The organism is Paenibacillus sp. tmac-D7 (assembly GCF_006519665.1).
Classification (GTDB): domain Bacteria; phylum Bacillota; class Bacilli; order Paenibacillales; family NBRC-103111; genus Paenibacillus_G; species Paenibacillus_G validus.
This window is the reverse complement of record NZ_VIDW01000050.1, coordinates 16,380-29,868: the sequence shown is the minus strand read 5'-3', so window position 1 is coordinate 29,868 and position 13,489 is coordinate 16,380. Positions and strand designations below refer to the sequence as shown.

General features: G+C 48.1%; 15 protein-coding genes and 1 pseudogene. 14 read left to right on the top strand and 2 right to left on the bottom strand.

Annotated elements, in window-relative coordinates; all coding sequences use genetic code 11:
* From FKP33_RS23030 to FKP33_RS23000, 7 genes are all read left to right on the top strand, one after another.
* Positions 1 to 259, top strand: a 259-nt coding sequence (locus tag FKP33_RS23030; protein WP_258313535.1) for a phospholipase D-like domain-containing protein, incomplete at its 5' end; no start/stop codon positions are given.
* 165 nt (positions 260 to 424) lie between these two features.
* Positions 425 to 739: a YunC family protein gene (locus tag FKP33_RS23025; protein WP_023559069.1), complete on the top strand. Its 315-nt coding sequence runs from the start codon at positions 425 to 427 to the stop codon at positions 737 to 739.
* 37 nt (positions 740 to 776) lie between these two features.
* Positions 777 to 1,703, top strand: a complete 927-nt coding sequence (gene dpsA / locus FKP33_RS23020; protein ID WP_054943629.1) for a dipicolinate synthase subunit DpsA — start codon at positions 777 to 779, stop codon at positions 1,701 to 1,703.
* A 325-nt stretch (positions 1,704 to 2,028) separates the two neighbouring features.
* Positions 2,029 to 4,203, top strand: a complete 2,175-nt coding sequence (locus FKP33_RS23015; protein WP_141336456.1) for a PAS domain-containing protein — start codon at positions 2,029 to 2,031, stop codon at positions 4,201 to 4,203.
* A 158-nt stretch (positions 4,204 to 4,361) separates the two neighbouring features.
* Positions 4,362 to 5,405, top strand: coding sequence for an ATP-binding protein (locus tag FKP33_RS23010; RefSeq protein WP_141336455.1), 1,044 nt, complete (start codon positions 4,362 to 4,364; stop codon positions 5,403 to 5,405).
* A gap of 194 nt (positions 5,406 to 5,599) precedes the next feature.
* The gene (locus FKP33_RS23005; RefSeq protein WP_028406245.1) at positions 5,600 to 6,037 is read left to right on the top strand and encodes an Hsp20/alpha crystallin family protein; all 438 of its coding nucleotides are present in this window, start codon (positions 5,600 to 5,602) and stop codon (positions 6,035 to 6,037) included.
* A gap of 105 nt (positions 6,038 to 6,142) precedes the next feature.
* The gene (locus tag FKP33_RS23000) at positions 6,143 to 6,490 is read left to right on the top strand and encodes a hypothetical protein (RefSeq protein ID WP_023559073.1); all 348 of its coding nucleotides are present in this window, start codon (positions 6,143 to 6,145) and stop codon (positions 6,488 to 6,490) included.
* Positions 6,491 to 6,549: 59 nt separating this feature from the next.
* Here FKP33_RS23000 and FKP33_RS22995 read toward each other — a convergent pair.
* A pseudogene (locus FKP33_RS22995) lies at positions 6,550 to 6,876 on the bottom strand (beta-class carbonic anhydrase); the annotation flags it as partial.
* Positions 6,877 to 6,950: 74 nt separating this feature from the next.
* Here FKP33_RS22995 and FKP33_RS22990 point away from each other — a divergent pair.
* On the top strand, positions 6,951 to 7,178 hold the full coding sequence (locus tag FKP33_RS22990; RefSeq protein ID WP_057142217.1) for a methyltransferase domain-containing protein: 228 nt from the start codon (positions 6,951 to 6,953) through the stop codon (positions 7,176 to 7,178).
* A 905-nt stretch (positions 7,179 to 8,083) separates the two neighbouring features.
* Complete coding sequence (rpsR, locus tag FKP33_RS22985; RefSeq protein WP_127605332.1) at positions 8,084 to 8,374, top strand: 30S ribosomal protein S18; 291 nt, start codon at positions 8,084 to 8,086, stop codon at positions 8,372 to 8,374.
* Positions 8,375 to 8,431: 57 nt separating this feature from the next.
* On the opposite strand, the gene FKP33_RS22980 is transcribed toward rpsR, so the two are convergent.
* Entirely contained in the window at positions 8,432 to 8,917 is a 486-nt protein-coding gene (locus FKP33_RS22980; protein ID WP_141336454.1) for a pentapeptide repeat-containing protein, read from the bottom strand.
* Positions 8,918 to 9,139: 222 nt separating this feature from the next.
* Here FKP33_RS22980 and FKP33_RS22975 point away from each other — a divergent pair, with 222 nt between their 5' ends.
* The 5 genes from FKP33_RS22975 (at position 9,140) to rplI (ending at position 13,351) form a co-directional block, all read left to right on the top strand.
* On the top strand, positions 9,140 to 9,556 hold the full coding sequence (locus tag FKP33_RS22975; protein ID WP_127605406.1) for a CBS domain-containing protein: 417 nt from the start codon (positions 9,140 to 9,142) through the stop codon (positions 9,554 to 9,556).
* Positions 9,557 to 9,614: 58 nt separating this feature from the next.
* Entirely contained in the window at positions 9,615 to 9,917 is a 303-nt protein-coding gene (locus tag FKP33_RS22970) for a MazG-like family protein (RefSeq protein ID WP_127605404.1), read from the top strand.
* A gap of 5 nt (positions 9,918 to 9,922) precedes the next feature.
* Positions 9,923 to 10,855: a DUF2232 domain-containing protein gene (locus FKP33_RS22965; RefSeq protein ID WP_141336453.1), complete on the top strand. Its 933-nt coding sequence runs from the start codon at positions 9,923 to 9,925 to the stop codon at positions 10,853 to 10,855.
* A 94-nt stretch (positions 10,856 to 10,949) separates the two neighbouring features.
* On the top strand, positions 10,950 to 12,911 hold the full coding sequence (locus FKP33_RS22960) for a DHH family phosphoesterase (protein ID WP_141336458.1): 1,962 nt from the start codon (positions 10,950 to 10,952) through the stop codon (positions 12,909 to 12,911).
* Positions 12,908 to 13,351, top strand: a complete 444-nt coding sequence (gene rplI, locus FKP33_RS22955) for a 50S ribosomal protein L9 (protein WP_127605326.1) — start codon at positions 12,908 to 12,910, stop codon at positions 13,349 to 13,351. Before FKP33_RS22960 ends, rplI begins: the two co-directional genes overlap by 4 nt.
* The last annotated feature ends 138 nt before the right edge of the window (positions 13,352 to 13,489 follow it).

Below are 13,489 nucleotides of genomic sequence, written 5' to 3'. Positions count from 1 at the left end.
TGTATTGCACGCCAAAGTCATGATTATCGATGGCGAGATTGCCGAAGTGGGTTCTTCCAACTACGATCTACGTAGTTACCGTTTAAATTACGAAGTGTGTGCAGTGATGTATCATTCCGATGTGGCCCGGGAGCTTACAGAACAATTCGAACGGGATCTCGCCGAGGCTACTCCATATCGTTTGGAAGATCATATGCATCGTACTTCTTTCGAGCGCATGCTTGATCAAGCAGCGCGTTTGTTATCTCCTTTGTTATAAATTTCAAAAATTACATGGAATTGAATCGAAGTCCAATTACACATGTATATGGCGAAAGGGGAGAAGGCTTCCAACGAATACAAGTAATATCGGATTTGGGCTACCGTCTATGGTGCAAATATCACGCCCGGCATATAGTGTAGAAAAAAAGGAGCTGCATCATAGATGATCATGATGAAACCGATTGAAGTGGAAGGTCATCAGGTTATAAGTATCGAGGTCGCCCTGCCCAAAACAACACTTCTTGCCATCACAACCGATCACGGATATATCATGTGCGGCGCGCTGGATATCCGTTTGTTAAATGAGAAATTAAACGATCGCCGCATTGTCGCAGGACGCGCAACCGGGGTGCGAACCATAGAGCAATTGCTGGATGCCCCACTCGATATGGTTACTACAGAGGCGGAATTACGCGGAATTCGCCCTGGAATGAAAGGAGCAGATGCGCTTTTAAAGATGGTAAGCGGGGGCAGGTAATTGTTGAGTCCATTCTTAAGGAAAGTAGGGGGATTTTTTGTTAACGGGTCTGCATATTGTCTTCCTTGGAGGCGATGCCCGGCATCTTGAAATCATTCGGTCATTCACTGACCTGGATGCAAATGTTGCGGTAATCGGTTTTGAAGATTTGCACGAACAACTTCATGAAGTCCATTATTCCAAGCTTACGAAGGAGGTTCTTCGCAAAGCGGACATATTGATATTACCGGTTGTCGGTACAGACGACCATGGCAGAGTAGAATCTTCATTTTCAGCTGAAACGCTATTGCTGAACAAGGAATATATGTCTTCCTTGCCGAAACACGCAAAAGTCTATACTGGCATAGCCAAGTCCTACTTGAAGAACCTTTGCGCGGAACTGGGGATCGATCTGATTGAATTATTCAGCAGGGACGATGTTGCCATCTTCAATTCCATTCCCACTGCGGAAGGCGCCTTAATGATGGCCATTCAACATACGGACATTACCATACATGGTTCGCGTTGTATGGTGCTGGGCTTGGGGAGAATCGGTCTTACGTTAGCCGGTATGCTTCACCGCCTGGGGGCACGCGTCAAAGCGGGTGTGCAGAAACCGGAGGAGTTTGCACGTGCCTGGGAGATGGGGATTGAGCCGTTTAATACGAAAGATTTGTACGATGAAGGCGTAAATGTGGATATTATTTTTAACACAGTTCCGGCGCATATTCTTAGTTCTCGTGTTTTAACCCGTATTCCGCATCACGCTATCATTATTGATTTGGCTTCCAAACCTGGTGGGACTGATTTTCGTTTTGCCGAAAAACGTGGAATCAAGGCCTTGTTGGCACCAAGTTTACCGGGATTGGTCGCGCCAAGAACGGCTGGACGTATATTGGCGAGTACGTTATGTCAATTGATCCAGGACGAACGGAGTCGAAACCGAGAGCAAATGGACATACTTTCCTGTCCTTCCGGGATATGAGATCGTGAACACTGAATAACGAATCAATTGAAGGTGTGATTACTTGTGTATACTTGATCATAGAGGCTGGCAACTTTGCCGGCCTCCGTCTTATTTTCGTAAGAATTCGGATGATGAAGTGCGTGGTGAAGCGGCTCTTTCGCAGATCACAAGTCGGTTCCGTTTCCATGGCTAGCGTTCGGGGACTCCAAGTTAAGTTGGTCTCGGAATCTTGTTCCAACTGTTACAAATGACCTATATAATAGAGTACATACATAGGTTCTTAACAGAAGAACGTTACGTATGCAACTATACGCTTATTGCACAGTCGGAGGTTACTTGCACAATGGATATTTCAGATTTGCTTTCGCATCCTGTCGCCCACCACGCATTTCATTATACACTTGTCGGAAAAGCTATGGTTCGGCTCGGCGGGGAAGTGGAAATGGTCAATCGCTCGCTATGCAACATGCTGGGCTATACAGAACAAGAACTGCTGCGAATGAGAATACATGATATCATTTATACGGAAGACGTTCCATTATATAACGGATCCATCAATGACTTGTTAGGCGGTAATTCCGATTATGTCGAAATGGAAAATCGTTATATTTGTCTTGACGGCAGACACAAATGGGGAACGACAACCCTATCGATCATCGAAGTGGAGGAATATCCGGAAAGGATATTCTTGATCCAGATTCAGGAGATCACGTATCGCAAAAGGCTTGTTGAATTGAACGAGGAATACGCGGATAAATTCAGAATGCTTGCTGACAATCATTCCGATCTTGTTTACGACGTCATGTTGGATGGAAGTATCAGCTATGTGAACCGCGCCTGCACGAAATTATTGGGCTATGACTTATACGAATTGGAAAGAACACTTGGAGACATCATTTGGGAAAGTCTGGAGCACGTGACGGAAACGTATACCAATGCCCCGTTTGAAATGGAAACTTCAATTGAAGCGAAAGACGGCCAAATATTAAAATTCAGCGTATTGCATATCCCGAATTTCATTCAGAATGAACTCGTAGGGCTGCATTGCATCGCAAGGGATATTACCCTGCAATCCAGTATGGAAAAGGCCCTGAAGCACAGCGAGAAAAAGTATCGTTTGTTAGCGGACCACACGGGGGAAATGATTGCTACACTGAATATCAATGGCATTATCTACTACATATCGCCGGCGTGCAAACCATTGCTGGGTTATGATGCGACGGAATTGATAGGAAGACCTGTCTGGGAACTGTTCTATCCTCCCGATATAGAAAAATTGGACAACTCGCAAGAGTGGATGAATGAAGACGGTTATGTCAACATTTTGCGATTACGTCGAAGAGACGGCTCCTTTGTTTGGGTGGAGGTCGTAAGCAGCACGCTACGGTACGATTCGGGCAATGTTCGTGAAATAGTTAAGGTTTTTCGAGATATCACGAGCCGAAAGACGCTGGAAGACGTCCTGGCTACTCAAGAACGTGTCATGAGTGGTATTGTCGAAATGATGGATGTCGGCGTTGTGATTTGTGATGAAAATGGGATATTGACAAGCATGAATAGAGCCGCAAGACAATTGCACGAATTCGTACAGATACCTCTTTCTCCCGAACACTGGAGTTCTACATACGGATTGTATGAATCGGATGGAAAAACGCTGTTGAGCAAGGAACGCGTCCCGCTTTATCGGGCGTATCGGGGCGAAAGTTTCCGCGATCTGGAAATGGTCGTTAAAAAGTCGAATGGCGAGCATCGCCTCGTTCTCTGTCATGGGAAGCCGATCATTGTTCACAATAAAATTGTGGGCGGCATTTGTGTCATGCACGATATTACCGAATTTGATGCAGCCAAGCAATCTGCTCATCAGGCAGACAAATTATCCATAGCGGGTCAAATGGCCGCGGGAATTGCGCATGAAATTCGAAACCCGCTTACCGCGCTGAAAGGATTTCTGCAATTGTTAAGCGCCGGCAACGAAAATGGAAGTAAGTACTACGATATTATGAAGGATGAATTAACTCGTATCGAACTTATTCTAAATGAACTGCTGGCCTTAGCCAAACCGCAAGAGATGAACATGACGCGGCATGATCTTTCCGAGCTGATTCAGGATATCGTCGTGCTGCTTCAGGCGCAGGCCACTTTACATAATGTTGAAATTCACTTTCATCCAACCAAGGAATCCGTGCAGATCCGGTGCGATGGAAATAAAATCAAACAGTTATTTATTAATTTGATTAAGAATGCCATTGAAGCGATGCCTGAAGGGGGAACTGTCTGGATCGAACAAATGCGATGCGATGAATGGGTTAAAGTAAGCATAAGGGATAACGGGGTTGGAATTCCGCAAGAATTGTTGCAAAAGATCGGACAACCCTTTTTTACGCAGAAAGAGACAGGAACGGGTCTCGGGCTATCCATTTGTTATCAGATTGCAGAGTATCACAATGCGAATATTGAGGTTGCAAGCGAGGTTGGTGAAGGTACAACTTTCACCGTATCGTTTCCCGTCGCTCTGTAACAGCGAATTTAATAACTTCTTTGAAAGTGGGTTTAATTTTATTCATAACCCATCCACTTCGTGACGAGAAATTCGCTCGCTTGTTTACTGCAGTTTGCACATGATAAGTGGCCGGGAAGGGAGTTAATGGAGGAAGCAAATGGAGGACGTTAATAGAGATGAAGCAAATCGTAGAGTTCCTTATGAATTCCGATCAAATGGATATTGGACTGGCTGTCGTTGATTCAGAAGCCAGAATTTTATGGTTAAATACAACCATGAACACATGGTACTCAGTAACCCCCGAAGAAGAATTCCCTGCACACTCGGCAATACAAGCGATCGTGGGGCAAGTATTGCAGGATAAAAAGAATTACCCGGGAGTACTCGTACAAGAGAAGTTAGATGGCAAAGTGCGATCCATGATCGCCTATGTATACCCTCAGTTAAAAGGGGAATGTTTTGTTCTAATGGCCGATATCCAAGATTTTCAGCAGTACGTGCAGCTCCAATGCGAGAAAGAAAGAAGGGAAACGATTGGGCATATGGCGGCGGGCACAGCCAATATCATTTTAAATCCTTTAGCGGTAATCAAAGGAACGCTTCAACTTTTAGAAAAAAATTTGAAGAATCATGTTTCCGTTCTGCAATTTGCTGCCTCTCCGCCTCATCAGAAAATGGCCGGATACTTTAAGCTGCTCGATGAGCAAGTTCAGACGCTTGACAAAGCGTTGCAGCGGTTTTTGCTCTTTGGAAAGCCTTCCGAATGGAAATTTGCTCCTGTTTCTGTCCTTTCGTTTTTGCAAGAATGGGTTCCCGATATACAGGTTCAAGCGTTGGAGAAAACAGTACGTTTCGCTCTGGAATATCCGGAGCGAAACGGTTTTGTGTTTGGACACCCCAAGTTGCTGCGAGCCGCGCTGCAAGAAATCATTGACAACGCCTTAGATGCAAGTCCCCCAGGTTCTGTCTTAACGCTTCGCACGCACATTACCGACAATCATATCCAAATCATTGTTCGCGATCAAGGTGCAGGAATTCCAAAAGATTTGCAGCCCCGAATCATCACACCGTTTGTTACAAGTAAACCGGACGCGATCGGATTCGGGCTTAGTTTCAGTTATGCTATGATCGAAAAAATGGGGGGAACCTTGAATATCGATAGCTCGGATGCCGGTACAAGCGTAATCGTTCAATTACCGACATTTACGGGAACAACTTAAAATTGTCGGTAACATTGCTGTAAATGCCAATGGCTACACAACAAACCCTCAAAAATTCTTTTCGGGGGCTATTGCCGGGAGTTTCCGACCAAAGGCATATTCCAATCAACTATGCAGGGTAGCAAAGAATAATATTTTCCGAAGAGTACAAAATAAAGCTGAAAAAAAGATAATGTGACAATGGAGGAAATTACATGCCGCTCATTCCTTGGGATTCGTTTCGCAATACCGATCTATGGAGAAGGGATTTGGAAAAAATTTTTAACGAAGGTTTTCCTGAAATCGGCGCGCGTCTGGGATTTGCAACCCCTCGTATTGATGTATTTGAGACTGAACATGAAGTGATTGCTTCTTGTGAAATCCCTGGTTTGGATAAAAAAGAAGACCTTCATATCGATGTGGATGAAAACATGCTTACAATTAATGGGACCATAAAGCAAGCGAATGAAGTGAAACAGGAACAAATACATCGCAAAGAACGGTTTCTCGGACGGTTCCAACGGTCGGTGTCTTTGCCATCACGCGTTCAAACGGAAGGAACGACAGCAACGTATCGCAACGGTGTCCTTGAAGTTCGCATGCCGAAATTAAAAGCCGATACCCAACGGCAAATTGATGTGCAGTTTCATTAAAATGAATTGTGAGATCACAATATAGGCGTTACATGAAAAATGGGCGCTTGCACATAATAAGCTTTGGGGGATGAAGTCCTACCATATTGAAGGAGGTCAAAGATCGTGTATCAACAAAACCTTTCACAGCAAGCAAGCCAATGCGCGCAGATTATTCAACAGTTGATCCAGCAAACGCAGCAATCGAGCAACATGTATCAGCAAATGTTGCAACAGGAGCAGCAAAACGCCGCCCAACTGGATCAGCTGGCCCAGAAAGAACGTCAAGCGGTTCAAACCATTCAATCTGTTCTGCAAGGACATCAAACTGCCATACAGCAGATGCAGCAGGCGATGCAAATTTGTTCTCAGCTTCAACAAACAGCGCAACAACAAGCCGGCGTGCAGAATGCGGGCTGGCCAATGGCTCAGAGCTGGCAGAATCAGAATTTGCAGCCACGGCAGTATCAATAAAACAGCATGCTAAAAAACGATCGCTTTCTTTAAAAAGAAGGCGGTCTTTTTTCACCTGACTATGCGTATGCCCCAAAAAACTTTTCTGTTTCTGGGTTGTTTACGAGGCCATGAACTGGAACGTTTTTTGGTAGCAGAGGGTGATTCTTGACCGTCTGCACGCTGGCTTTTACTGAATCCTCAACACTATCAAAACCGTATAACCATTGTTGCAAATTAATTCCCGCCTTTTCGACGGTGTCGATAGTTTCAGTAGATATGCCTTTCTCCTTCATTTTTTTTATGGCTTCGCTAGGATCAACATAGCTCATCCCGCAATCGTGATGTCCGACCACAAACACTTCATCAGCATTTAATTCATATACCGCGACAATAATGCTTCGCATTCGCCTGTTTCCAATGGCTTGCCCACCCGCAGGAGACACTATGCGAGCTCAAGCGGCTGCTGCGTCCAGGCGGAATGCTGGCATTCACTACGTTCGGAGCGGAGACGTTTCGAGAGCTGCATACCGCATTCGAGCTCGCTTACCGCGCGCAGGGCCTGGAGCCGCAGCGCCACGGCCTGCCGCTGCATACAGCTAAGGAGTGGAACGCAATGCTGGCCGCAGACGGGTTTAAGAACCCGCAGCGCTGCCAAAACGTCCGCATCGAACGGTACTCAACGGTGCGCGATCTCTCCATGCGATAAAAGTGGTCGGCGCCAGCGCCTCGGTAGCCTCCCCTTCCGGCCGGGCTGCGCCTTTTTCACGACATGTTCCAGCACTACGAAACGCGATACGGCGACCTTAATGGCGTCCTTGCGACGTATGAGCTGCTGTGCTCCGAAATAAAGTATCGCCGAAGGCGAGATGAAGAACAGGAAACCGTCTACGGAACGTTCGCGTATATATGTTGAAATTGGCAGTATTGACGAAGTGAATAATCATAAACAGCTAAATCCTTAGAGTATGAAAAATGACAGGGACAACGATGGCTTAGTGCAAAAATTTGGCTAATCGCAGTTTTGCATGACGGTTGCAATCCTATTGAGAATTCAGTGCCGACTTGACATGGAGCCTCTGCAGGCATGATTTTTTGCGAAAGGGCGAAACCACATGGGTTTCGCATGGCTGGCTAGCCTATCATGCCCGCCACTCCATGTAAAGTCTTTGGAGACTCAGTAGAGAATTCCCATTCAAAACTGGAAATATCCAAAAATTTACATATGCATCTTTCGTCTGGGAACATTTTAATTCTGCATGTTTGGTTGTGGGGGAGACAAATAGACTACTGGAACTACTCATTGCGGTAGCCTATTTGCTCTATATACAAGGAGGGGACTGTACCCCACCATTAGTATATACACCGAAGAGGTTGTATAAGTACAATTATCGAGGCGGAACGAGGTCAGTTTAAAACATTTGATTTTTAGACTCATTTGTGGTATTTTAAGAAAAGTGAACTCACGAATTACACAGGGACGTATGTGTAATCAATAAAAAATCAATTAGGACAAGGGGTATTGGGGAATTACACAGTGTACGTTCTTCAATATTGCCATTCTAATGCGGAACGGATTGGAATGAATCTAACGTAGAAAGGAAGGATAACAACATGGCATTCGAAAAAAGAGAACGCTCTGAAGATCGCGGCGAGCGCGGCGAAAGAAAGTTCAGCGGTCGTGGCAAAAAAGGCGGCAAGCGCCGTAAAGTTTGTTACTTCACCGTAAACAAAATCAAGCACATTGATTATAAAGATATCGAAACGCTGAAGAAATTCATTAGCGAGCGCGGCAAAATTTTGCCTCGTCGTGTAACGGGTACTTCCGCGAAATATCAACGCGCTTTGACGATCGCGATCAAACGCTCCCGTCAAGTGGCTTTGCTTCCATACACAACGGAATAACGTTGGTATAACGAAAGACAGTCGGAAAACCGACTGTCTTTTTGTCGTCGCTGCATATTAGTCGACTTTCGCCCCATAGGAGCGGGCGAAAGCAATGGCTTGCGCCGTATCCAGCCGAGCGCCCTTGATATCGAAGCTCTTGAAATCAACGCCGTCGAGCACAGCCCCCCGCAGGTCGGCGCCCTGCAGCCTTGCTTTCGCCAAGTGGGCCCGGGTGAGGTCCGCGTCACGCAGGTCCGCTTTATCAAGCTTGGAGTCGTACAGATCGGCTTCGACGAATCGAACGCCGCGAAGCTGCTGTTTGGATAATTGAACGAGTCGTAAGCTCGTATAAGACCAGTCCCCCTGCAGGATGGTAATGCCGTCCAAATTAGCTTCGGTAAAGTCGGAGCCGACCATTTTGCATTCCTGAAATTTGGCGACGAACAGGTTGGCGCTTTGAAACCGGCACTTCGTAAACGTACAGCCGCGCAGTTCGCCTTCCCGCAAATCTTTATGGCTAAAGTCCACCTCGTTGTACGTTTGATCCGTGTATAGATACATGACATCATCTCCTGATCCTTATTGTACAAAGCGAAGCGCACAGAAAGCAATTTCAGAAGGGCAAGAGAAAGGGAGCGGGCAGCTTCTGGGAGCGAAAATTATTGGCATAAATGAAGGGCCGGAATGGCTCCCGTTATTTTTCAACGAGGGGCCTAACGTGATATGATGAACAGGCGGAGGTTTCGGCGTCCGCGATTGATAGAGAAAGGCTGGGGAGATCGATTGAATATCGCTTTTTTCTTAGTACCCAAGGATCAGGTCATTTATTTATCCCCTCATTCTACGATGCGGCAAGCGTTGGAACGGATGGAATACCATCGCTACTCGGCCGTTCCGCTAGTTGATGAGCATGGCAAATACGCCGGGACGATCACGGAAGGCGATCTGCTCTGGAAGCTAAAGCGCTCACCTGAAATCGGATTTGACAACGCGCATAAAGTTCAGCTCACCGAGGTGCCGCAGCATATGGCGATCAAACCGGTACGCATCGACCAGCAGATGCAGGATTTGATTACGCTGGCGACCAATCAGAACTATGTGCCGGTCATCGACGATAATGAGGTGTTCATCGGAATTATCCGACGCAGGGAAATCATTGATTATTGTTTCAAGCTGTGGCAGTCGGAACAAAAGGCATAGAATATGTGGTATAATTAACAAAAGCGCCCGGTGTAAGGGGAGAAGCGGCATGTCGTTTATGGATAAGGATGTCGATTTGGCCAAGCGGGCCAAAATTATCGAATGGCTAAAGACCGAATTGGTCGATCAAATGGCTCATTTGTTAAAGGGGATTTGGGAAGGCAGCCATCATAAAATTATCGACGGATTGGCCAGCCTCGTGGCCTGTAGTTACATTTTGGGGCGCCGGCTCGGCATCTCGATGCGCAGTCTCGACGAAGCGGTGACCGATAAGATGAAGAAGCACCGTGAGGAAGGACATCAGTTGGAAGAATGGTATGGCGATATCTCCGCTTTGGAAGATCATTTGCGTAAGAGGTGAAAGGGTTGGAAGAAACACAAAAGCCGCGAATGCTCGGTTGGAGCATCGTTTATATCGTATTGCTTTTATCGCTTATGGCGCCGTTGCTCAACTTGGTGACGTTCTTTTTCCTGCTGGTGCCGGTCCTCGTGCTGTATGTGCGATTAGGGACGAAGTCGTTCTTGATTCACTATTTGGCCAGTTTGGCGATCGTTTACGTCATGGTCTCATTTCTGCTAATCGGATGGATCGGAGCGATGCTCGTATCGGTTTCTCTCTTCTTGCTGCCTCCGGTTATTCAGATGGGCAATTTGTATAAAAAGCGTGCTCCCGCTCGTTCCGTATTGAACGCAGGAGCCGTAACGCTGCTGATCGAACTGTTGATCAGCTTGGTCGTCGCGCACCTGTTCGGTTTGAATCCGGTAGGCGCGATGAAACGGTTCATGATCGATTCATTCAACCTGTACTCCCCGCAGATGAAAAGCCTTATGGGGGTCGATATCGATACCATCGTTCATTTATCGGTGCAAATGCTGCCGATGTATATGATCACGTTCTCTCTCTTGTATGCCGTTATCTCGCATGCGGTGACGCGGCGCGTCCTGGTGCGGTTAGGAGAGTCGGTTCCGGCGTTCCGTCCGATCAAAGACTGGAAGCTGCCTAAATCATTCATCTGGATCTACGTCGTGGCCCTTGTGCTTGAACTGTTCACGAAAGATATGGAATCGACGCTGTTTACGGTAGTCTTGAATTTGCTGCCCTTGCTTAGCACGGCATTCGCGATTCAAGCGATTTCTTTTCTGTTTTTCGTTGCGCATATGAATCGTTGGAACAAGACGCTGCCGATTGTCGGAATCGCGCTGTTGCTGTTGTTTCCTCCGTTGTTCTTTTTGTTCAGCCTAATTGGCGTGTTCGATGTAGCGTTTCCTATCCGTGATCGTATAACCCGCAAAGAGTAGAAACGCCTATGAGCCGCGATATGCGTGCATCGGCGTCGCCTTCGGCTGCGGAGAACTCAGCCGTGTGCGATTATTCATGATTGGAGCGAATGAAATGCCGAAGTTCCTGTTGAAACGATGGCACGGTATGCATGTATATTGGCTATTTGCCCTGCTGCTTGTTCTGATTCTCACTATATCTTGCTTTGTTTGGCAGCTTGGGGTGGTTGCCCTGGTTGTATGCGGCGTTCTGGCCTACTACACGTTTCAGGCGGAACGAGCGTTTCGCCAGGATTTAACGCATTACGTGAGCACGCTGTCCCATCGGGTGAAGAAGGCGGGGAGCGATGTCATTCACGAGCTGCCGGTCGGCATCTTGCTGTACAACGAAGAGAAGACGATCGAATGGCATAATCCGTTCGTTGCCAGAATGCTCGGCAAGGATACACTGATCGGGGAGCCGCTGCTGGAGCAATTTCCCGGGCTGAAGAACCGCAAGGAAAAGGAACTGAAGCTGGAGCTGACTCTCGACAAGCATATTTATGAGGTTCAGATCAAGCCGGAGGAGCGGTTGCTTTATTTCACGGACATCACGATTCTTCGTACGCTTCAGCTGCGCAACGAAGAGGATCAGATCGCCATGGGCATCGTCATGATGGATAATCTCGACGAAGCGACACAGGGCCTGGACGACCAGACGCGCAGCATTATGATGGCCAAAGTGACGGGGGAAATTACCGAATGGGCGCAAAAGCATCAGATCTACATCCGCCGTACGGCTTCCGATCGATACTTCCTGGTGGCGGATCATAAAGGGTTAAAAAAGCTCGAACAGTCGCGATTTGAAATATTGGACGAGGTACGGGACATCACCATCGAGAACAAGCTGCCGATGACGCTTAGCATCGGCATCGCGTCGGGAGCGGGGTCGCTCATCGAGCTCGGTTTATGGACGCAAACGAGCCTTGACATGGCGCTTGGCCGCGGCGGCGATCAGGCGGCGGTGAAGGTCGGGGAACGGCTGTCGTTCTACGGCGGACGTACGAATGCGATCGAGAAGCGGACGCGGGTACGGGCAAGGGTGATCTCCCATGCGCTTCGCGATCTGATCAAGGAAAGCGACAACGTGATCATCATGGGCCATAAGATGCCCGATATGGACTCGATCGGGGCGGCGATCGGGGTGCTGAAGATGGCGCACGTCAGCAATAAGGAAGGGTATATCGTGATTGAGGGCGTCAATCCATCTATCCTGAAGCTGATGGAGGCGATCTATGAGGACGAGAAGCTGAACCGCTGGTTTATTACGCCGGAGCAGGCGATTCAGATCACGACTTCGCGGTCGCTCGCGGTTATCGTCGATACGCATCGGGCGACGATGACGTCGGAGCCGAGGGTGCTGCAGTTGACGCAGCGCAAAGTGGTCATCGATCACCATCGCCGGAGCGAGGAGTTCATCCAGGATGCGACGCTCGTCTATATGGAGCCTTACGCATCCTCAACGTGCGAGCTTGTGACCGAGCTGCTGCCTTATTTTGATGAGCGTCTTACGATGGGCGTGTTGGAGGCGACGGCGCTGCTCGCCGGTATCGTGGTGGATACGAAGAGCTTCAGCTTGCGGACGGGCGCACGTACGTTCGAGGCGGCTTCTTACTTGCGGCGGAACGGGGCCGATTCCTCGTTGATCCAACGGCTGTTGAAGGAAGATTTGGATCACTATATTAAGAAGTCCGAAATTATTAAGAATGCGGTGGTCATCTTCGACCATGTTGCGCTTGCCGTCACGGAGCCCGGACGTAAATATTCTCAGTTGATCATTGCCCAAGTTGCTGATACATTGTTAACTATGACGGGAATTATGGCTTCATTTGTTATCAGCGAGCGTCCGGACGGCTTGATCGGCATCAGCGCCCGTTCGCTCGGACAGATGAATGTACAGCTCGTGATGGAACGGATGGGCGGCGGCGGTCATTTGACCAACGCGGCCACGCAATTGGAAGGCACGGTGGCGGAAGCCACACAGCGGTTGAAGCAAATTTTAAATCAGATGCACGCGGAGGAGGGGCTTTTCGAATGAAGGTCATTTTACTGAAAGATGTTAAGGGCCAAGGCAAAAAAGGCGATATCAAAGAAGTTTCCGAGGGCTATGCGACTAATTTTTTATTTAAACAAAATTTGGCGGCGCCGGCCAGCGATTCAGCTGTGAAGGTGCTGGATCAGCAGAAGAAAGCGGAAGAACGTAAAAAGGCGCAGGAGAAGGCCGACGCTCAAGAGCTCGGCCGGAAACTCGGCGAGCTTACCGTGCAATTGAAAGCGAAATCGGGCACGGACGGCCGCTTGTTCGGCGCCGTGTCCAACAAGCAGGTGGCGGAAGGTCTTGAGAAGCTCGGCATCAAAGTAGACAAGCGCAAGATCGTGATGGACGACCCCATCCGTACGCTCGGCGTCACGGAAGTAGTCGTGAAGCTGCACCCGGAAGTAACCGGGAAGCTGAAGGTGCACGTGACCGAAGAGTAAGCGTCGTATCGTAGGGAATCGGTATGGGGTGTTAGCTGGTTCGGGAGTGTGGTCGATCGTTAGAGAAGCGACGGACGGCCGCCCCCGGCGGCATTTGCGCGTAATGCGAGCCGGTGCAATAGGGCCGGCTCTTTGTCG